20 protein-coding genes are annotated in these 18,435 nt (G+C 72.0%); 9 read left to right on the forward strand and 11 right to left on the reverse strand.

Features of this window, described 5'->3' with window-relative positions; genetic code table 11:
• Positions 1–175 precede the first annotated feature (175 nt).
• The 4 genes from AC07DF_RS18295 to AC07DF_RS18310 all read right to left on the reverse strand — a co-directional run bounded on the left by AC07DF_RS18295 (position 176) and on the right by AC07DF_RS18310 (position 3,230).
• Entirely contained in the window at positions 176–865 is a 690-nt protein-coding gene (locus AC07DF_RS18295) for an HAD family hydrolase (RefSeq protein WP_478971841.1), read from the reverse strand.
• A gap of 9 nt (positions 866–874) precedes the next feature.
• On the reverse strand, positions 875–1,576 hold the full coding sequence (locus AC07DF_RS18300; RefSeq protein ID WP_478971843.1) for a phosphatase PAP2 family protein: 702 nt from the start codon (positions 1,574–1,576) through the stop codon (positions 875–877).
• Between the two features lie 113 nt (positions 1,577–1,689).
• Positions 1,690–2,625: a M56 family metallopeptidase gene (locus tag AC07DF_RS18305; protein ID WP_478971844.1), complete on the reverse strand. Its 936-nt coding sequence runs from the start codon at positions 2,623–2,625 to the stop codon at positions 1,690–1,692.
• Positions 2,626–2,696: 71 nt separating this feature from the next.
• A complete protein-coding gene (locus AC07DF_RS18310) occupies positions 2,697–3,230 on the reverse strand; it encodes a DUF5134 domain-containing protein (RefSeq protein WP_478971846.1) in 534 nt (177 codons plus the stop codon).
• Between the two features lie 162 nt (positions 3,231–3,392).
• Here AC07DF_RS18310 and AC07DF_RS18315 point away from each other — a divergent pair, with 162 nt between their 5' ends.
• Both AC07DF_RS18315 and AC07DF_RS18320 read left to right on the forward strand, forming a co-directional pair.
• Positions 3,393–5,057, forward strand: a complete 1,665-nt coding sequence (locus tag AC07DF_RS18315; protein WP_478971848.1) for an FUSC family protein — start codon at positions 3,393–3,395, stop codon at positions 5,055–5,057.
• Between the two features lie 452 nt (positions 5,058–5,509).
• Positions 5,510–5,989, forward strand: a complete 480-nt coding sequence (locus AC07DF_RS18320) for a MarR family winged helix-turn-helix transcriptional regulator (protein WP_478971849.1) — start codon at positions 5,510–5,512, stop codon at positions 5,987–5,989.
• 243 nt (positions 5,990–6,232) lie between these two features.
• On the opposite strand, the gene AC07DF_RS18325 is transcribed toward AC07DF_RS18320, so the two are convergent.
• Both AC07DF_RS18325 and AC07DF_RS18330 read right to left on the reverse strand, forming a co-directional pair.
• A complete protein-coding gene (locus tag AC07DF_RS18325) occupies positions 6,233–7,285 on the reverse strand; it encodes an aldo/keto reductase (protein WP_478971850.1) in 1,053 nt (350 codons plus the stop codon).
• Positions 7,286–7,368: 83 nt separating this feature from the next.
• Positions 7,369–8,145 carry a VOC family protein gene (locus AC07DF_RS18330; protein ID WP_478971852.1) on the reverse strand — a complete coding sequence of 259 codons (777 nt, stop codon included), beginning with the start codon at positions 8,143–8,145 and terminating at the stop codon, positions 7,369–7,371.
• 171 nt (positions 8,146–8,316) lie between these two features.
• Here AC07DF_RS18330 and AC07DF_RS18335 point away from each other — a divergent pair, with 171 nt between their 5' ends.
• The gene (locus AC07DF_RS18335; RefSeq protein ID WP_478971854.1) at positions 8,317–9,231 is read left to right on the forward strand and encodes an N-acetyltransferase; all 915 of its coding nucleotides are present in this window, start codon (positions 8,317–8,319) and stop codon (positions 9,229–9,231) included.
• Positions 9,232–9,233: 2 nt separating this feature from the next.
• On the opposite strand, the gene AC07DF_RS18340 is transcribed toward AC07DF_RS18335, so the two are convergent.
• Positions 9,234–9,626, reverse strand: a complete 393-nt coding sequence (locus tag AC07DF_RS18340; RefSeq protein WP_478971856.1) for a VOC family protein — start codon at positions 9,624–9,626, stop codon at positions 9,234–9,236.
• 71 nt (positions 9,627–9,697) lie between these two features.
• On the opposite strand from AC07DF_RS18340, the gene AC07DF_RS18345 reads away from it, so the two are divergent.
• On the forward strand, positions 9,698–10,246 hold the full coding sequence (locus AC07DF_RS18345; RefSeq protein WP_478971858.1) for a GNAT family N-acetyltransferase: 549 nt from the start codon (positions 9,698–9,700) through the stop codon (positions 10,244–10,246).
• Here AC07DF_RS18345 and AC07DF_RS18350 read toward each other — a convergent pair.
• The gene (locus AC07DF_RS18350) at positions 10,243–10,926 is read right to left on the reverse strand and encodes a glycerophosphodiester phosphodiesterase (RefSeq protein ID WP_478971860.1); all 684 of its coding nucleotides are present in this window, start codon (positions 10,924–10,926) and stop codon (positions 10,243–10,245) included. The two genes, AC07DF_RS18345 and AC07DF_RS18350, sit on opposite strands and share 4 nt — an antisense overlap.
• A gap of 250 nt (positions 10,927–11,176) precedes the next feature.
• Between AC07DF_RS18350 and AC07DF_RS18355 the strand changes: the two genes are divergently transcribed.
• Genes AC07DF_RS18355 through AC07DF_RS18365 form a run of 3 tightly spaced genes read left to right on the forward strand, consistent with a single transcriptional unit; the run spans position 11,177 to position 14,441 of the window.
• Positions 11,177–12,574, forward strand: a complete 1,398-nt coding sequence (locus tag AC07DF_RS18355) for a DUF6421 family protein (protein WP_478971862.1) — start codon at positions 11,177–11,179, stop codon at positions 12,572–12,574.
• A gap of 50 nt (positions 12,575–12,624) precedes the next feature.
• On the forward strand, positions 12,625–13,374 hold the full coding sequence (locus tag AC07DF_RS18360) for an SDR family NAD(P)-dependent oxidoreductase (protein WP_478971864.1): 750 nt from the start codon (positions 12,625–12,627) through the stop codon (positions 13,372–13,374).
• Entirely contained in the window at positions 13,371–14,441 is a 1,071-nt protein-coding gene (locus AC07DF_RS18365; RefSeq protein ID WP_478971866.1) for a threonine aldolase family protein, read from the forward strand. Before AC07DF_RS18360 ends, AC07DF_RS18365 begins: the two co-directional genes overlap by 4 nt.
• Positions 14,442–14,451: 10 nt before the next feature.
• On the opposite strand, the gene AC07DF_RS18370 is transcribed toward AC07DF_RS18365, so the two are convergent.
• Positions 14,452–15,834, reverse strand: coding sequence for a hypothetical protein (locus tag AC07DF_RS18370; RefSeq protein ID WP_478971868.1), 1,383 nt, complete (start codon positions 15,832–15,834; stop codon positions 14,452–14,454).
• A 174-nt stretch (positions 15,835–16,008) separates the two neighbouring features.
• Here AC07DF_RS18370 and AC07DF_RS18375 point away from each other — a divergent pair, with 174 nt between their 5' ends.
• A complete protein-coding gene (locus AC07DF_RS18375) occupies positions 16,009–16,581 on the forward strand; it encodes a transglutaminase domain-containing protein (RefSeq protein ID WP_478971870.1) in 573 nt (190 codons plus the stop codon).
• Positions 16,582–16,590: 9 nt separating this feature from the next.
• Here the strand turns inward: AC07DF_RS18375 and AC07DF_RS18380 are convergent, their stop codons facing one another.
• Together AC07DF_RS18380 and AC07DF_RS18385 are read right to left on the reverse strand one after the other, a co-directional pair.
• Positions 16,591–17,319, reverse strand: coding sequence for a lysophospholipid acyltransferase family protein (locus AC07DF_RS18380; protein WP_478971872.1), 729 nt, complete (start codon positions 17,317–17,319; stop codon positions 16,591–16,593).
• A gap of 196 nt (positions 17,320–17,515) precedes the next feature.
• Positions 17,516–17,932 carry a DUF4395 domain-containing protein gene (locus AC07DF_RS18385; protein WP_478971874.1) on the reverse strand — a complete coding sequence of 139 codons (417 nt, stop codon included), beginning with the start codon at positions 17,930–17,932 and terminating at the stop codon, positions 17,516–17,518.
• A gap of 78 nt (positions 17,933–18,010) precedes the next feature.
• Between AC07DF_RS18385 and AC07DF_RS18390 the strand changes: the two genes are divergently transcribed.
• The gene (locus AC07DF_RS18390) at positions 18,011–18,424 is read left to right on the forward strand and encodes a thioredoxin family protein (protein ID WP_478972729.1); all 414 of its coding nucleotides are present in this window, start codon (positions 18,011–18,013) and stop codon (positions 18,422–18,424) included.
• Positions 18,425–18,435: the final 11 nt, after the last annotated feature.

Below are 18,435 nucleotides of genomic sequence, written 5' to 3' on the forward strand. Positions count from 1 at the left end.
GCTGTAACTCCTGCGTTGACTGGCTGCCAGCCAACTATACTCGGAGCATCCGGCCGGGGCCGCGTTGCCCCAGCCGGGGATGCCGTCTGCCTCGGGCGACACGGGGGATCGTCCGAGGCGGGCGAGCAGAGGACCGGATGGTCGCCTCGGGCTGCTTGTTCGGGCGGTGCGACCCTCAGCTCACCAGGTCCAGGACCGGCCGCAGCCCGTCCGGCCGGTCGGTCACCGGCAGATGGTCCACGAAGTGCACCCCGCAGCCCAGAGCAGTGGCGCCGCCGTCCGCCCTGCGGTCGTCGCCGACCATGAGCGTCCGGCGCGGATCGGCGCCCAGCGCCTCGCAGGCGGCGGCGAACAGCCGCGGGTCGGGCTTCTGGATGCCGTGCTCGTACGACAGGACGTACTCGTCGATGTAGGGATCCAGGCCGTGTGCGCGGAAGACCGGGCGCAGGTCCCAGCCGATGTTGCTGACCACGCCGACCGGGATGCCCCGCTCGCGCAGCGCACGGAGCACCTCGACGGCGTCCGGGTACGGGGCCCACGCGGCCGGGTCCATGTGGCGGTCGTACAGCGCGTCGTGCAATGCCGGGTCGGGCAGTGTGACTTGGCGGGAGACGCCGGTGTACGCGGCCCGGTGCAGCTCGGCACTCTGATCCCGGATCTGCCAGGCCTCGGCCAGCTCTTCCGGCACCCGGGCGGGATCGCCACCGCCCGGCAGCGCCCCCGCGGCCTCCAGCGCCCGCGCCACGGCGGCCATCTCCGCCTCCGCGAGCCGGATCGCGGTCCCGGCCAGGGTGCCGCGCAGCCAGGAGTCGGTGGACTCGACACGGAAGAGGGTCCCGGAGAAGTCGAACAGCACGGCGGTCATGGGGTGATCCTACGAGGGCGCGCCTGACTCCCGCGGGTGTTCACGGATGCCGGCGCGCTGGTGCACCCACACCGCCAGGGCCACCACCGTCGCGCCCAGCAGCCAGCCGCCCAGCACGTCCGAAGGCCAGTGGACACCCAGCCAGACGCGGGTCAGCCCGACCCCGATCACGGAGACGACGGCCACGCTCAGGGCCGTACGCCACACGGCACGGCTCACACCGTGACGGTGCAGGAGCCACAGCAGGAGGCCGCACACGACCGTGGCGGTCATGGCGTGACCCGACGGGTAGGCCGAATAGTGGGCCGAGTCGACCGGGTCGGGCCAGACCGGACGTGGGCGGTCCACAGCCGCCTTGAGGCCCTGCTGGAGCAGCGTGCCCAGCGTGACGGTCAGCGCCAGCCACACGGCCGTCCAGCGCGCCGCGAGCCGCACGACGAGCCAGACGACGACCGCCGCGCACAGCAGACGCATCGTCCACGGGTCCCACACCCAGTCCGTCAGGATGCGGAACGCCTGGGTGATGCCGGCTTCGTCGACCGCCCAGCGGTGGGTGGTGCCGGAGATGTCCTTGTCCGTGGTGATCAACGGGCTCCATCTGACCGCGACCAGGGTCAGCAGCAGAGCCGAGCACAGGGCCAGGACGCCGGCGGAACCGGCGGCGGTGCGGTGCTCGGGACGGGGCGGGGAGTCCACGGACGAGGTGTGCATGATGCGATCCTCGCCGAATCCGGGGCTCCGGATCCAGTGCGGTGGTGATCTTCGGATCCCAAACCACGGACTTCGGCCACATCTGCAGCCCGCGCCCGTGTCCCACGCGCCGGCTATCCCAGCGCCCGCAGCCCCGGTACGAACGCCAGCAACACCGGCACCACCGGCACCAGCGCTGCCGCCGCCGTCAGCCGCAGACGGTGTGCGGCGGTCAGCCGGTCCGGAGGGGTGAGCAAGCGGTGCACCCGCGCCGGGACATGGGCCTGCGGCGTCGGGCAGGGGCCGAACACACCGCGGTGCTCGTTCAGTTCGACCAGGGCCAGGGCCGTGGTCAGACGTCCGAAGCGGCGGGAGGCCGTGTCGTCGGCGGCGAGTTCGACCAGGCGGTGCATCTCGTCGCGGAACGCGGCGAACACCGGCACCTGCGGAAAGCCGCCCGCCAGGGCGGAGGAACAGTTCAGCAGCCAGTCGTGCCGGGCCCGCGCGTGCCCCTGCTCATGGGCGAGCACGGCGTCCAGCTGTCGTCCCTTCAGCCGGCGCAACGCGGCCGTGGTGACGACCAGTTGAGGCGGGGTGCCGGGCAGCCACCAGGCGTCGGGCCGCTCGCTCTCCAGGACGACGAGCCGGCCGGACACGGCCACCTCGCCCGGCAGCAGCGGGGCCCGGACCAGCAGATCGGCGCGCCGGCTGCGGCGCCGGGCGCGCGCCCGGCCGACCTCGCGGACCAGCATCGCCGCGCTCCACAGACCGCCGCAGGCCAGCGCCACCGCCGTGGTCGCCGCCCAAGGGCCCGCCGTACCGAGGGCATAGGCCTCGACGGCGGCGCTCGGCGCCGTCGCGAAGACATGCCCGCCGACCGCGTGCCAGGCCGCCGCCGCGCTGAGCGTCATCGACAGCGCACAACACACGAGCACGGCCGCCACCGCGCACTGCCACGCCCACAGCGCCACCACCGGCTCGCGATCGGGCCAGTCCGCCCGGGCGAGCAGCCGGGGAGCCACCACGGCGGTCAGGGCGCCGAGCAGCAACAGTGCCGCGGGGAGCATCATGGGAGGCAGCCTATGAGCGCGGCGCCGCCCAGGGGTACGACTTGCGCCGCCAAAGTGACGCAGGCAACGGATCACAGCGTCAGCAGCATCGCCACCATCGCGATCCCCATGGACAGCCGGCAGGCCCGTGCCAGCTCCGGCCGGTCGCCCCAGCCGGCGGACCCGCCGCTCGCGGCCCCGCTCCCGGCCACGGCGGGCACCGGCACCAGCCGGACGCCGGTCAGCAGCACGTATCCGGCGAAGTACAGCAGCAACGCCCCTGTCAGCAGCGGAACTCCCGATCCGCCCTGACCGTGCGCGTGTGCGGGAGAGCCGGCCATGACGACGGACATGTAGACCATCGCCGCGGCTCCCGCCAGATGGTGCAGATGGTGGGCCCCGGCCCGTGCCGCCCACAGCGCGTGGACCGCGGCCGCCCCGAACACGGACGCGTACGCGAGCCAGGCCCACGAGGGCGGGGAGAACACCGCCGCCGGAACCGCCATCGCGGCCATCCCGAACCCCATCAGCGCCTCACCGCCGCTGCGCATCCGCACCAGGCAGTAGGCGCCGGTCACCGCGCAGAGCGCCACCAGCAGCCAGCCGGACGAAGCCGGTCCGTGCACGCGCACCTCCCCGCTCGACAGTCGGTCATTCGATGCCCCGGCCATGCGGCGCGCACGCGAGCGCAAGGGTGTACACGGGGAGCATTCGACGGAGCACAGCAGGTGAGCGCGTATGTCCGCCGAGTATGTTTTACGAGTAAAACACCTGCTAACCTTATGGGAATGAGCAGCGCGAACCCCACCCCCACCTCCCCTCCCGCCCGGCGACTCCCGCTGGCGGGCGTGCTGCGCGTCGGCCGGCCCTCCGAGATCTGGTTCAAGCCCGCGCTGAGCGTGGTCGCGGCGATCGCCCCTCCCAACCTCACCCTCCTGGCGCTCGGCCGGCTCGACCTGGCGATGTACACGATGGCCGGGTCCCTGTGCGCGCTGTACGCCCACAACCGCCCCTACGCCGCCCGGGCCGGGACCCTGGTGTGGGTGGTGCTCGGCATGCTCGGCGGACTCGCCGTCGCCCTGGTCGCCGCCTCACTCACCGGCAGCGCCGTCGTGCTGGTCACGGTCGGTGCCCTGCTGGCCGCCGCTCAGAAGGTGCTGTGCGACGCCACCCGGGTCGGGCCGCCGGGCAATGTCGTCCTCACGTTCGTCAGCTCCGCCTCGCTGTTCGCGCCGCAGACCCTCGACCGGGTCCCCGGCCATCTGGCCCTGGCCGCCGCGACGGGTGCCTGGGCCTGGCTGGTCTGCATGGCGCCCGCACTCGTCCGGCCGCACGGTCCGGAACGCCGCGCCACCGCCAGTGCGCTGATGGCCGCGGCCGCCTACGCCGAAACGGGCGGCACGGGCGAGGGCCGTGCCCAGGCCCGTGCCGCCGGCTACGCCGCCGTCCAGGCCGCCTGGCAGTCACTGCTGTCCACCGGCGCACCCTCCCGGACCCGGCGTGCTCTCGAACGGCTCGTCGTGCGGGCCGAGGTCGCCCTCGCGGCGCCGGCGGAGTCGGATGCCGACCGGCTGCGTGCGTGGGCCCGCGCGCTGCGCGGTACCGGGCCCGTCCCGCAGGCCGGTCTGCCACCGGCGGCCGCCGACGAACTCCTCGGTGTGGACGCGGCCCGCTCCCTCTGGGCGCGGCTCGGCCCGCTGGCCCCGCTCGCGGTGCGCACCGCGCTCGGCTGCGCACTCGCCGGCTACGCCTCCCTCGCCCTGGGAATCGGCCGCCCTTACTGGGCCCTGGTCACCGCCGCCTCGCTCTACCAGGCCAACATCGCCCTCACCTGGAGCCGGGCCGTCCAGCGGGTCGTCGGCAACGTCGTCGGCGTGCTGGTCTTCGCGGCCGTCGCGCCGCTCGCGCACCTGGACCAGGCGGTCCTCGTCCTGTGCTGCCTCGCGTTCAGCTTCGGCGCCGAGGTGCTGATCAGCCGCAACTACTGGCTCGGCAGTGTCTGCGTGACCCCCATGGCCTTGCTCATCACCGAGTTCGCCGGATTTCAGGAGCCCGGCGAGCTGATGACGGAGCGCGTCGTGGACACCGTCGTAGGCGCCCTGGCCGGCTTCGTCGCCGCCGTGGCCGTCACCAACCGGCGGGCGGGCGACCGTGTCGAACGGGCGCTGGCCACCGCCGACCGGACTCGCGAGCACGCCGCCCGCCTCCTGGCCGAGCCGGACCCCGGCACCGCCGCCCTGGAGTCGGCCCGCCGCGGCCTCGCCGTCGCCCTGGCCGATCTGCGGGCCACCGCCGACGCCGCGGCCGGCGAATGGTGGCAGCGCGCCCTGCCCCAGGAGCGGGTCGTGCTCGCCGAACAGTCCGGACACCGTACGCTCGCCGCTACGGCACGACGCCAGGGGCTGCTCCCGGAGCGGGGCACGGGCACGGAGACGGAGGACGCACGGCCATGACGGCGACGGAAGGACCATCGCCCACAGGGGACGACCCGGGACCCGGTCCGCAGCCGACGTCCGGGGCTGCCCAACGGACGGGCGACGACCTCGCCGAGGGCCGTACGGCTGGCCGGACGAGGGCGGCCGGAGGGGATTCGGCCGGCGATGCCCCCGCGGTCGGGGAGCAGCCCGCTGACCGGCGGTCAGCTGACGGGATTCAAACGGCCGGAGGGGATTCGGCCGGCGATGCCCCCGCGGTCGGGGAGCAGCCCGCTGACCGGCGGTCAGCCGATGGGATTCAAACGGCCGGAGGGGAACCGGCCGGCGATGCCCCCGCGGTCGGGCAGCAGTCCCCCGGCCGGCGGTCAGCCGACGGGACCCGCACGGCCGGAGGAGAGTCCGCCGACCAGGCCCCCGCGGCCGAAGGCGCCCCGGCCGGTGGCCGGCGGGGTGACACCGTTGCCGGTGTCGTGCGGCAGTGGCAGGCCGTGCACCCCGGGCTCGACACCGGGCCGATGGAGGTCATCGGCCGGATCAACCGCTGTGCCGCCCTCCTGCAGCAGGCCGAGGACGCGCCGCTGCGCCGGGCGGGTCTGAGCCGCCCGGAGTTCGATCTGCTGGGCGCGCTGCGCCGCACCGGGCACGAACTGACCCCCGGGGAACTGGCTCGGGAGACCTTCTCCTCGGGCGCCGCCGTCACCAAACGCCTCAAGCAGCTGACCGAACGCGGCCTGGTGGAACGCCGGAGCGACAGCCGCGACCGCCGCGTCGCGCACCTCCGCCTCACCGACGCCGGACGCGAAGTCGTCGACGGCGTCCTGCCCGCCCAGCTCGCCTACGAGACAGCGGTTCTGTCCGGCCTTGACGCCCCCGAACAGGGTGAACTCGCAGCCCTGCTCGGAGAGTTGCTCGGCCAACTGGAGGGCCGCCTGGGCGTGCTCCGGGCCTGAGCCGGTATACGGGCGGTGGCTTGGGACGGAGCGGTCGGGCCGCGTCCCTGCCGGTCGGGCCCGGACCGGGCGCGGCCGGTCGGCGGTGTCCGGGTGCCGTGCCCGGCGGGACCGCCTGGTTCTGCGGGCACATCACTCCGGGGCAACGGCGGCCAAGGGAGGGCATCCGGCGGCGGACGGAGGCCGGTCGGCGGAGGGCCGCGCCTCCGCTCGGTGAGGGGCCGGTGCCGGGCCGGCCGGCGGTCAGAGGATCTCGTGTGCCGTGCGGCGGTGCGTGGAGCGGCGGTCGTCGATGGCCGGCCAGCGGTCGCCGTAGATGTTGCGGGTGATGGCCGGTTCGCGGACGAAGTCGTGCGGGAAGCCGAGCGGTACCGCGCTCACCTCGTCGAGGCGGGCGAGGGCGTCCTCGTCCAGGCGGACGTCGACGCTGCCCAGGTTGTCGGCGAGCTGGCTTTCCTTGGTCGCCGCGATGATCGGGACCACGTTGCCCGGCCGGGCCAGCAGCCAGGCCAGCGCCACCTGGGCCGGACTCCAGCCACCCTGCTCGGCGACCTCCAGGACGGCGCTGATCACCGCCTCCTCGCGCGGGTCGACGTCGCCGCCCGTCGTGTCCAGCCGCCCCGCCTCACCCCTGCGGTACTTGCCGGTCAGCTTTCCGGCCGCCAGCGGCGCCCACAGCAACACGGCCTGGTCGAACGCCCGGGCCTGGGGCAGCAGTTCCCGCTCGGGCGTCCGTTCCAGCAGGTTGTAGCGCAACTGGGATCCGGCGAACGCGGTCCAGCCCCGCAGCTCCGCCAGCGTGTTGGCCTGGGCGATCTCCCAGGCGGGCCAGTCCGAGACACCGACGTACAGCACCTTGCCCGCGCGCACCAGGTCGTCCAGCGCCCGCATGACCTCCTCGACCGGTGTGAAGTTGTCCCGCGCGTGCACCCACAGCACGTCGAGCCGGTCGGTGCGCAGCCGCTCCAGGCTCGCCTCCACCGACTGGACCAGGTTCTTGCGGTGGTTGCCCGCGGCGTTGACATCGCCGTCGCGGATACCGCAGGTGTACTTGCTCGCCAGCACGAACCCCTCGCGCCGGTCCTCCAGCAGCTCCCCGAGGATGCGTTCCGAGCTGCCGTCGGTGTAGTTGTTGGCGGTGTCGATGAAGTTGCCGCCCGCCTCCGCGTACGCGTCGACGATCCGGGCGCTGGCCTCCTTGCCGGCGCCCCAGCCCCAGTCGTCGCCGATGGTCATCGCGCCGAGGCTCAGCTCGCTCACGCGCAGACCGGTCTTGCCGAACAGTGTGTAACGCACGGTCTCTTCCCCTCCGGGCGGCAGGTCGTACGCACCACGCTAGGAGCTGGAGCGCACTTCAGCGCAAGCCACGCCCCCGGGACTCACCCACCGTCGCCCCAGCCGTCCCCGCCCGCCCGGTACACGCCGAACATCGCCCCCTGCGGGTCCCGCAGCACCGCGATGCGCGGCCCGTCGGGCACGGAGGTCGGCACCATCAGGACGGTGCCGTGCTGCTGGACTACAGCGGTCGCGGCGTCCACGTCCGCCACCGCGAAGTACGGCAGCCAGTGCGCCGGCACCTCCGGCGGGAACTTGTCGTCCATGGACACCATCCCGCCGAAGTCCGCACCGCCGACGCCCCACCGCGGGTACCGCTCCGAGGCGTTGACGCTCCAGCCGAACACCCGTGTGTAGAAGGCGACGGCCTGCTCGGGATCCCGCGTGAACAGCTCCACCCAACCCAGCGAACCGGGCGCGTTGAACAGCCCCGCGCCCGGGAAGGTCCCCGCCTGCCACAGCTGGAACACGGCACCGCCCGGGTCGGCGGCCACCACGAAACGGCCCACGTCGAACACGTCCATCGGGCCGAACAGCACCACCCCGCCCGCCCCCGTCACCGCACGCGCCGTGGCGTCCGCGTCGGTCACCGCGAACGACACGTTCCACGCGACCGGCTGCGACGGCTGGTACAGCGGGGTGAGCGCGGCGACGGCCGCTTCCCCCAGGTGCGCGACGGTGTAGCCGCCCGCCTCCTGGCGCGGATCGGTCTCCGGACGCCAGCCGAACAGCCGCGTGTAGAACCGCTGCGCCGCCCGGAGATCACTGGTCCCCAGCTCGGTCCAGCAGGGCCCGCCGGTCACCGGTGCGTCGAGCTTCATGGCGTTCCTTCCGCGAGCGGCGAGGCAGCTCCCTCCAGCACGCTAAGCCGCGCCCGGGGCTCCCTGCCATCCGGGAAACCCACTGGTGTGCCGGACCGGCCCCGACGTACCCTCACCCCGTACCGCACCGCGTGGCGGCCTCCAGCTCCTTCACCCGACCGGAGGTACCCCATGCCCGCACTCGAGGTGCGCCCCTTCCGCCGAGCCGACCGCGACCAGCTCACCGACCTGGTCAACATGCACGTGGCGGCGGTCGTCCCCGGCGTCTCCGTCTCCGTGAACACCGTCCTCGGCGGCCTGGAGCGGCAGCCCGGCGAGTTCATCACCGACCCGTGGGTGGCCGAGCGGACGACGCTCGTCGCCGAGCAGCGACAGTGCGTCGTCGCCGCGGCCCATCTGCTCCGTTACCGCGCGGACGCCGAGGTCGGCGATACCTATCGGGACAGCGCCGAGATCTACTGGTTCGTCCACCGCCCGGCGGCGTCGCACTGGCCGGACGCCGACCGGGCGGCCGACCTGCTGATGCGGGCCTGCCTGGCACAGCTCGCCCGCTGGAACGTCCGCGTCCGGTACGCCGACGGCGCGCTGCCCGCCCCGCTCGTCCACGGCCTGCCCCGCAACTGGCCCCACATCCGGGCCGTCTACGAACGCGCGGGATTCCAGCACGTCGGCGACACCGAGGTCATCCTGATCGCCCGGGTCGCCGACCTGCCGGCGCACGAACCCCGGCCGGGTGTCACGGTCGAACGCACGCTGGGGGAGTGCGGCACCCGTTTCACGGCCTGCGCCGACGCGCGCGCCCTCGGCTTCGTCGAGGTGGACACGGCCCTGGCCCGCCCCGAGCGGCACGCCCGCGCCGCGGGCCTGGCCGACATCGGCAACCTCCACGTCGACCCCGCGCAGCACGGCACCGGCCTGGAGCACTGGCTTCTGGCCCAGGCCGCCGACTGGCTCCGCCTGTGCGGCGTCGACCGGCTCGTCGCTTACGAAACGGCCGCCGACAGCGCCAGGCTCGACCTCCTGGCGGGCGCGGGCTTCCGCGAACTCACCCGCACCGACCGGGGCTGGGAGCACCGCCCCGGGTGACCTCAGATGCCGGGCCGGAACCGCATCGGGTGGTCCGCCGGGACCTCGACCAGCACGATCGGCGTCCCGTCCGGGTCCGCGGTCCACATCTCGACCAGACCCCACGGCTCCTTCACCGGCGGCCGTACGATCTCGACGCCCTTCGCCCGCAGCTCCTCCTCCGCCGCGACCACGTCGTCGACCTGGAGCCACAACCGCACGGTGGGCGACGGGGGAGTCTCGGACCGGCCCGCGACCTCGAGGAAGCCACCGCCCGTGAAGTAGACCGTGCCGCGCTCGGGACCCGTGCCGAACTCCCGGTAGACGGCGAGGCCCAGCTGCTCGCCGTAGAAGGCACGGGACCGCTCGGGGTCGGACGGGCGGAGCAGGATCCGGCTGCTGAGTACATGCACCATGCACGAGAGCCTAGTGGCGGCGCTACTCTCGTCCATGCCCGAGCCGCGCCCCGAAACGGAGACGTACGCCCATGGACACCGCCGACACCGCCGCCACCGGACTGACCTTCCGCCATGCCACCGACGCCGATGTGGACGAGCTCGTCGCGCTGATCGAGTCCGCGTACCGGGGTGACGACAGCCGGGCCGGGTGGACCACCGAGGCGGACATTCTCGAAGGGCAGCGGACCGACCCGGAGGGCGTGCTGGCCGTCATCAAGTCGGCGGACAGCCGGTTGCTGACTGTGGAGCGGGACGGCGGGATCGTCGCGTGCTGCCAGCTCGAGCACCGCGGCGACCACGCCTACTTCGGGATGTTCGCGGTCAGCCCCAGGCTCCAGGGCGCGGGCCTCGGCAAGGTGATCATCGCGGAGGCGGAGGGCCTGGCTCGCGCCACGTGGGGCGTGACGGAGATGCACATGACCGTGATATCCGTGCGCGACGACCTCATCGCCTGGTACGAGCGGCGCGGCTACCGCCGTACGGGACGGATGACCCCCTTCCCGTACGGCGACGAGCGCTTCGGCATCCCCCAGCGCGACGACCTGAAGTTCGAGCTGCTGGTCAAGGAGCTCGGCTAGGCCGTGAAACGGCCCGTGCGCTTGATGTCCGGGTGGTCGGTGGTCGCGCCGTCCAGGCCGAACGCCCGGACGAGCCGCAGATGGTCCTGTGTGTTGACCACCCAGCCGATGATCTTCAGGTCGGCCTTGCGGGCGCGCTCCACGATCTCCAGGGTGAGCCGCCGGATGTTCAGGCAGACGGTCTCGGCGCCGACCGCGACGGCGCGGTCCACGATGTCGGTGCCGTAGCGGCTGGCGATCAGCGCGGTGCGCACACCCGGCACCAGTGGCTTGATCTCGGCGATCGCCTCGTCATGGAACGAGGACACCTCCACCCGGCCGGCCAGTCCGCGCCGGTTCATCACCTCGGCCAGCGCCCGTGCCGCCTGCGCGTCCTTGATCTCCGCCTGGAGCGGTGACTGGACGGCCTCCAGAACCTCCTCGAAGACCGGCACCCGCTCGCCCCTGCCCGCGTCCAGGGCGCGCAGCTCGGCCAGGGTCTTCTCGGCGATGGGCCCGCTGCCGTCGGTCGTGCGGTCCACGTCCGTGTCGTGCATGACGACGAGCGCGCCGTCCTTGCTCAGATGCAGGTCGAGTTCGATGGCGTCGAGGCCGGCCTCCTGGGCGGCGACGAAGGACCGGAGGGTGTTCTCGGGTTCCACACCCATGATTCCGCGGTGACCAATGGTGAGGAAGTTCAAGACGCGACTCTCTTCCGTCGACAGGCGGCACTGGGGGCCTTACGGCCCACCTGGACCGTATCGCCTGTACCCGCCCTCTGCAGAGGGCGAGGGCATGGTCGGCGCACATGCGGGCAGAAGCATGACCGGCAGGAAAAAGTGCGGCGAAGCCCCGTGTGAGGCAGGATAATTTTCGGAGGTTGCCCTTGCTGGGAGGAACCTCGTGTGTATACGGTCGAGGTACGCGAGATTCTCCCGTGGAAGGTGGGACATGACGGAAATTCTTGTGCAGGTGGGTTCGGAGGGCCTGGTTCCTCCCGTGGCCAGGGTGGTGGAGCACCCGGCATGGCCCGTGCTCAAGGATGCCGTGGAGCGGATCCGGCCATGGCAGTCCAAGGACGGGTCGATCGACTTCGACGCCGAGGGCGCGCCGGATGCCGCCGACGCCGAGCTGGCCGTCCGCCGGGCCGCCGACGCGGTACTGGAGCTCTCCCCGCTGCTCCCGCACGACGCCGCCTATCACGAGGCCCTGGTCAAGGACCTGCGCCGCTGGGCCGACGGCGGCTTCCAGGTGCCCGACTTCCTCGACTCCCTGCTGGCCTTCCAGCCCGCGGCGAGCCGCGCGGACGGCCTCCAGCACCTGGTCGTCTTCCCGATGTACACGCAGAACGGCAACCCGGACCGCAATCTCGAAGCGGTCGTGCTGCGCATGGTCTGGCCGGACTGGCTGTCCGAACTGGAGCGCACGCGCTACGACAACCCGCTGTTCTGCGGCATCAAGTTCGAGGACTTCACGGCCGGCTACGACACCAACTCCGCCGTCCTGTTCCCCGAGACCATCGCCGTGCGCGAGGCACCCGAGCGGTTCAGCTGGGGCGGCATCTTCTGCGACCGCGAGGCCGCCCGCTTCCGCCGGGTGACCGACGCCGCGGTCGACATCCTGGGCCTCGAGCTGCCCGAGGACGTCGCCGCGATGGTCCACGACCAGAAGCGCTGCGAGGAGGCGTTCGTCCTGTGGGACATGGTCCACGACCGCACCCACAGCCACGGCGACCTGCCCTTCGACCCGTTCATGATCAAGCAGCGCCAGCCGTTCTGGATGTACGGCCTGGAGGAGCTGCGCTGTGATCTCACCGCCTTCAAGGAGGCCGTGAAGCTGTCGGGCGAGGGCGTCCCGCAGGCCCGTGACGTGCAGGTCGCGGTGCTCTTCGACCGTATGTTCCGTTTCCCGGTCACCGGTGAGCGCGTGCGCAACTACGACGGTCTCGGCGGCCAGCTCCTCTTCGCCTACCTGCACAAGCACGACGTCGTCCGCTGGACCGACAACAAGCTGACCATCGACTGGGAGCGTGCCCCGCAGGTCACCAACCAGCTGTGCGCCGAGATCGAGCAGCTGTACCGCGACGGCATCGACCGCCCCAAGCTCGTCCACTGGTTCGCCGGATACGAGCTGGTCTCCACGTACGTCTCCCCGCACCCCGGCTCGAAGTGGGCCAAGGGCCCGGAGGCCCTGGATGTGACGCAGCCGCCCCGGAAACTCGTCGATGACGTGCTTCCGGACGAGTTTCCGCTGAGCATGTTCTATGAGGCACTGTCCAAGAAGCTGAAGAACGTGATCGCCTCCACCAAGGGCATCACGGCGGACGGCGCCGAGCGGATCGCCGCGTGAGCGGCGGAAACCTCCGCGGAACCGAGAACACTGCTCAGGAGGCGAAGAAGATGGCGGGGAACGGAGCTCTCAGCGGTGCGGTGATCGCGGTGGCCGGCGCGGGCGGGCCCGCGGGCCGGGCGGCGCTGCTGCGACTGGCCGAGGCGGGGGCGACCGTCGCCGCCGCCGACAACGATCCCGAGCGGCTCGCGGAGGCCGTGGACGCGGCCCGCTACGCGTCGGGCGGCGCGGCCGTCACCGGTGAGCCCGTCGACCTGCTGGACCTCCAGTCCACCCGTGACTGGGCCGCTCACATCGAGAAGGACTTCGGCCGCGTCGACGGCCTGGTCCACCTGGTGGGCGGCTGGCGCGGCAGCGAGACCTTCATCAAGACGAGTCTCGACGACTGGGACTTCCTGGAGCTGCTGCTGATCCGCACCGTGCAGCACACGTCGCTGGCCTTCTTCGAGGCCCTGCAGCGCAGCGAGCGCGGACGGTATCTGCTGATCAGCGCGGCCGGTGCCACCAAGCCGACCGCGGGCAACGCCTCGTACGCCGCCGCCAAGGCCGCCGCCGAGGCCTGGACGCTCGCGCTGGCCGACGCCTTCCGCAAGGCGGGGGGCGCCGAGGGCCCGACGTCCGCCGCTGCCATCCTGGTGGTCAAGGCGCTGGTGCACGACGCGATGCGCGCCGAGCGACCCAACGCGAAGTTCGCGGGCTTCACCGACGTCAAGGATCTGGCCGAGGCCGTCGTGGGTGTCTGGGACAAGCCCGCCGCCGAAGTGAACGGAAACCGTCTGTGGCTCACCGAGAAGCCGTGAACCCGCCGAAGACCGACGCGCGCCGCCATCACGACCCGGAAGTCCGCGGTTTCGCCAGCGACAACTACGCCGGCGCCCACCCGGAGGTGCTCGCCGCCCTGGCCCTGGCCAACGGCGGGCACCAGGTCTCGTACGGCGAGGACGCGTACACCGAGAACCTCCAGAGCGTCGTCCGCAGCCACTTCGGCACCACGGCCGAGGCCTTCCCGGTCTTCAACGGCACCGGCGCGAACGTCGTCGCCCTCCAGGCGGTCACCGACCGCTGGGGCGCGGTGATCTGCGCCGAGAGCGCGCACATCAACGTCGACGAGTGCGGCGCCCCCGAACGGGTCGGTGGCCTGAAGCTGCTCACCGTGCCGACGCCCGACGGCAAGCTCACCCCCGAGCTGATCGACCGGCAGGCGTACGGCTGGGACGACGAGCACCGCGCGATGCCGCAGGTCGTCTCCATCGCCCAGACCACCGAACTGGGCACGGCCTACACGCCGGACGAGATACGCGCCATCTGCGAGCACGCCCACGCGCACGGCATGAAGGTGCACCTGGACGGCTCCCGGCTGGCCAACGCCGCCGCCACCCTGAACGTCCCGATGCGGACGTTCACCGACGCCGCCGGCGTCGACCTCCTCTCCCTGGGCGGCACCAAGAACGGCGCCCTCTTCGGCGAGGCCGTCGTGGTCCTGAACCAGGACGCCGTCAGCCATATGAAGCACCTGCGCAAGCTGTCCATGCAGCTCGCCTCCAAGATGCGTTTCGTGTCGGTGCAGCTGGAGGCCCTGCTCGCCCGGGACCTGTGGCTGCGCAACGCCCGCCACTCCAACGAGATGGCCCAGCGCCTCGCCGAGGGCGTACGCGCCGTGCACGGGGTGGAGATCCTCTACCCCGTGCAGTCCAACGCGGTGTTCGCCCGCCTGCCGCACGAGGTGAGCGAGCGTCTGCAGAAGCGGTTCCGCTTCTACTTCTGGGACGAGGCCGCGGGCGACGTCCGCTGGATGTGCGCCTTCGACACGACCGAGGAGGACGTGGACACGTTCGTGGCGGCGCTCAAGGAGGAGATGGCCCGCTGACCCGTGCCGTTCACCGGTTGACGACGATCTCCGTCCTGTTGTTGCGCAGGTTCGGGTCGAACTCCCTGATGCTCAGCTCGGGATCGTCGTTGACGGTGACGACCGTGGCGCGTGCCCCGCGCACCACACGGTCGATCCGCAAGGGAATCTCGAAGGTGTACGACGCCTTGTCGTGCAGGTAGATGGGCGTCCGGCAGAAGTAGGTCGTGACGGACCCCTCCTCCGGCTCTTCCGGCTGCGTCCAGCACTCCGCCTCCGGCGGGAGCACGACCGTGGTGCCCTCCGGCGCCCGGAACCTCACCGTGGCCACGGACGCGCCCACGCCCAGCGACGCCACCCAGGCCGGGCCGCGGTTGTGCACGGTGACACGGGCGGTCACGGTGTCACCGGCGCCACCGCTCACCCTGCTGCCGGTGAGCTTCAGGTCGGCGGTGTTCCGGGCATCGAGGACGACGGCCCGGTAGTTGTCCTGGGGATCGATGTCGGGGTCCGTCGCCATGGCCCCGGCGGCGGTCACCGGACGCAGGTCGAGCTCGGACCCCGTGCCCCGGGTCCACGTCCACTCGCCGCGCATCTCCGCGAGCGCCTCGTCCGAGTAGGGATGCACGGAGTGGTCGAACCGCTCGTACATCGCCTTGCGCCCGACGCCCAGTCCGGTCTTCAGCGCGTACTCCTGCCCGGGCGCCACCGCCTCGTCCAGCACGCAGAGGGCGGAGGTGCCGGTTTCGTGCTCCCGGTACTCGCAGTTCGCGTGCCGTTCCTTGAAGCGCAGGCCGTACGAGGCGTTGAGCCAGAGCAGGGTGCGCTCGGCGGTGCGGTTGCCGCTGTTGGACAGCGTCGCCCGCACGCTCGTCTCCGAGCCCGGCCTGAGGTCTCGCTGCCAGTCGGCCTGGCTGAGCCCGAGGTCCGGCCCGTTGCCCACGCCCACCCGGGTCTCACCCGGGTGGGACGTCGCCTCTCCGGCGGTGGCCGAGTAGCGGGCATATCCCGAAGCGCCGACGTCCGCGCCCGGCAGCGCGCGCAGTTCGAACGTGGCGGCCTGCACGGTGTCCGTCCCCGCCGGCATCTCCGGGACGGCACAGACCGCCTGGACGTCCGACTCGGGCACGCAGTTCGCGGGCCACGACACCCGCGCGAACGAGGCGATCTCGCTCACGTCGACGGTCAGTCGCCCGGCCGGCAGGCTGCCGTCGGCGACGTCGCGGCTGACCTGCACGGCCAGGGTGCGGGCACGCGCGTCAGCGTTCGCGTCCGCACCGGGCAGCACCGTCTCGTACGGTGCGTTGATCCACAGCTGGTTCTCCATGGCGTACGCGGGCACGGCAGCGACTCCGGCCGCCGCCAGGGCGCAGGAGACGAGCGCGGCGCCGAGCAGGCGGTGTGGGTCCTTCATGGCTTCCCCCTAGTTACAGATCTGCGGAGGCCGAGACCGGTGGCGCGGGGGAAGGGTTGCGGCCGGGCGAGTGGTTGCGGCGGTGTTCAGCCGTTCTCCGCAGCGCTGCATAAATATGCGCCCAACGGAAAATGCATTGACCGGGGAGTGATCTCCTCCCTAGGCTCTGTCTGTATGCAGCTGATCCAGGAAACCCCAGACCTCTCCGCCTACTTGGCCGCTGACGAGGTGATCGACCATCGTCATCCGCTCGTTCGCGCCACAGCGGCCGAGCTGGCCAAGGGTGTGGGGGACTCGTATGAGTATGCGCAGGCGGCCTTCGAATTCGTGCGCGACACCATTCCGCACTCGCAGGACTCGGGCGACCTCCGCGTCACCTGGCGCGCCTCCGACGTCCTGGAGCAGGGCACCGGAATCTGCTACGCCAAGGCCCACGCGCTCGCGGCGCTGCTACGGGCCGAGGACATCCCGACCGCGTTGTGCTACCAGCAGTTGGAGGTGGTGCACGGTCTGGTCGCCGTGCGGTTCAACGGCGCGTGGCACCGGCAGGACCCCCGGGGCAACAAGCCGGGTGTGGACGCGCGGTTCTCCCTCGACGCCGAGCGGCTCGCCTTCACGCCCGATCCGGCGTCCGGTGAAACGGACTGTCCGGTCCTCTATGCCGCGCCTCACCCGGTCGTGCTCGACGCTCTCACTTCGGCCCGTGACCGGCCCCACTTGTGGGAGACGCTCCCCACCGTGCTGTGAGGCACCTGGTCAGTGCGCCTCCGCCGCCCGCACCTGCTCCGGCGTGGGTGCGGTGCCGCCGAGGTGGGCCGGCATCCACCAGGTGTCCTCCGGACCCTTCGGGCGCACGGGGTAGGCGCGCTGGGCGGCCTCCAGAAGCTCCTGGACGCGCTCGCGCAGCTGACGCGTGATCGCGCCCGCGTACTTGTCGCGGGAAGCCTCGATCGCCTCGCCGACCCGGATCGTGATGGGGATGTGGCTGCGCTTGAAGTTCCGGGGGTGGCCCTTCGTCCACAGCCGCTGCGTCCCCCACACCGCCATCGGGATCAGCGGGACGCCGGCCTCCTGCGCCAGGCGCGCGGCGCCCGACTTGAAGCTCTTCAGCGTGAACGACTGCGAGATCGTCGCCTCCGGGAAAACCCCGACGATTTCACCCGAACGCAGCGAGTCCAGGGCGTGCGCGTAGGCCGCCTCGCCCTGCTTGCGGTCCACCGGGATGTGCTTCATGCCGCGCATCAGCGGGCCGGAGATCCGGTGCCGGAAGACGGACTCCTTCGCCATGAAACGTACGAGTCGTTTCTGCGGCAGGGCCGCCAGGCCGTCGAAGACGAAGTCCAGGTAGCTGATGTGATTGCTCACCAGCACGGCGCCGCCCGAGCGCGGGATGTTCTCCGAACCCTGGAGGTCGATCTTGAGGTCCCACACCTTGAACAGCGTGCGGGCGAAACCGACGACGGGACGGTAGACGAGCTCTGCCATGGGCGGGTCGGACCCTTCCTGCTCTGCCTGGGAAGGGATTCCCAGCGGAAAGTTACGCAGCCGTAGGTTTACGGCTTGTCGCAGATCGTGCCCGAAGAACGGCCGGGTAGCCAGTCCTCGTGCCCGCCGGAGAGGAGATTCTCGTCACGTCGCCGCGCGATCCCACCTCGTGCTTTTACGCCCGTATTACTCCGCATTACTCCGCGCGCACCGCCATCCGCCGCACGAGCAGGTACAACTCGCAGCCCAGGCAGTATCCGAAGGCGGCGTTCAGGAAGGCCGCCGCGAGCGCCGCTCCCGTCGCCGCCAGTCCCAGCCAGTCGAGCCCCAGGGTGTAGCCGACGAGCCCGAGCCCGGCGAAGAGCAGCCCCACCGCCTGGGCGAAACGCGGCGGTTCGGGCGCCTCGAACTCGGTCGGCGGCCCGAGCCGCGGCCGTACGGCCTTGGCGAACAGCAGGCCGTAGGGGGACCGGCTCACCCCGCCCGCCGCGCCGAGCAGGAACGCCAGCGTCTGCCAGGCCAGCAGCCAGGCGCTCCCCGTGACCAGAACGACCGCCAGGACGACGGTCGTCACGGCCGCGCCGAAACGCGGCCCTCTCGCATCGATGTCCATAGGAACCAAGCATTCCGCAACGCGGCGCCGTTGAGAGGGCGGGAATCTTTGCGGTCTCGTGAACGCTTGAAGCAGGTGATGACCGGACTGGTGGTGTGTGTACTGGTGCTCGCGGCGGCGAGCGCCTACGGAGTGCTGCGACGGCGGCGGAGCGGGAGAGTGCGGGTGCGCGGGCGCGACGACGGCAAGCGGCTCGGTGCGGCGGAACTGGGCGCGGAACTCGGCGAGCGGGCCACGCTCGTGCAGTTCTCCAGCGCGTTCTGCGCGCCCTGCCGCGCGACCCGGCGGGTCCTCGGAGAGGTCGCCGGGGTCGTCCCTGGAGTGACCCACGTCGAGATCGACGCCGAGGCCCATCTGGACCTCGTACGGCGGCTGGACATCCTCAAGACCCCGACCGTGCTGGTCCTCGACGCCGACGGCCAGGTGGTGCGGCGGGCCACCGGGCAGCCGCGCAAGGCCGATGTGATCGCCGCGCTGGGGGAGGCGGTGTGAGGTGCCGACAC

It is taken from the genome of Streptomyces sp. NPDC044719 (assembly GCF_056433405.1).

Bases quoted from the DNA above. Each gene is read 5' to 3' on its own strand.
- AC07DF_RS18295 (WP_478971841.1), bottom strand. From the start codon at position 865: ATGACCGCCGTGCTGTTCGACTTCTCCGGGACCCTCTTCCGTGTCGAG.
- AC07DF_RS18300 (WP_478971843.1), bottom strand. From the start codon at position 1,576: ATGCACACCTCGTCCGTGGACTCCCCGCCCCGTCCCGAGCACCGCACC.
- AC07DF_RS18305 (WP_478971844.1), bottom strand. From the start codon at position 2,625: ATGATGCTCCCCGCGGCACTGTTGCTGCTCGGCGCCCTGACCGCCGTG.
- AC07DF_RS18315 (WP_478971848.1), top strand. From the start codon at position 3,393: ATGAGCAGCGCGAACCCCACCCCCACCTCCCCTCCCGCCCGGCGACTC.
- AC07DF_RS18330 (WP_478971852.1), bottom strand. From the start codon at position 8,145: ATGAAGCTCGACGCACCGGTGACCGGCGGGCCCTGCTGGACCGAGCTG.
- AC07DF_RS18335 (WP_478971854.1), top strand. From the start codon at position 8,317: ATGCCCGCACTCGAGGTGCGCCCCTTCCGCCGAGCCGACCGCGACCAG.
- AC07DF_RS18340 (WP_478971856.1), bottom strand. From the start codon at position 9,626: ATGGTGCATGTACTCAGCAGCCGGATCCTGCTCCGCCCGTCCGACCCC.
- AC07DF_RS18345 (WP_478971858.1), top strand. From the start codon at position 9,698: ATGGACACCGCCGACACCGCCGCCACCGGACTGACCTTCCGCCATGCC.
- AC07DF_RS18355 (WP_478971862.1), top strand. From the start codon at position 11,177: ATGACGGAAATTCTTGTGCAGGTGGGTTCGGAGGGCCTGGTTCCTCCC.
- AC07DF_RS18360 (WP_478971864.1), top strand. From the start codon at position 12,625: ATGGCGGGGAACGGAGCTCTCAGCGGTGCGGTGATCGCGGTGGCCGGC.
- AC07DF_RS18370 (WP_478971868.1), bottom strand. From the start codon at position 15,834: ATGAAGGACCCACACCGCCTGCTCGGCGCCGCGCTCGTCTCCTGCGCC.
- AC07DF_RS18375 (WP_478971870.1), top strand. From the start codon at position 16,009: ATGCAGCTGATCCAGGAAACCCCAGACCTCTCCGCCTACTTGGCCGCT.
- AC07DF_RS18380 (WP_478971872.1), bottom strand. From the start codon at position 17,319: ATGGCAGAGCTCGTCTACCGTCCCGTCGTCGGTTTCGCCCGCACGCTG.
- AC07DF_RS18385 (WP_478971874.1), bottom strand. From the start codon at position 17,932: ATGGACATCGATGCGAGAGGGCCGCGTTTCGGCGCGGCCGTGACGACC.
- AC07DF_RS18390 (WP_478972729.1), top strand. From the start codon at position 18,011: ATGACCGGACTGGTGGTGTGTGTACTGGTGCTCGCGGCGGCGAGCGCC.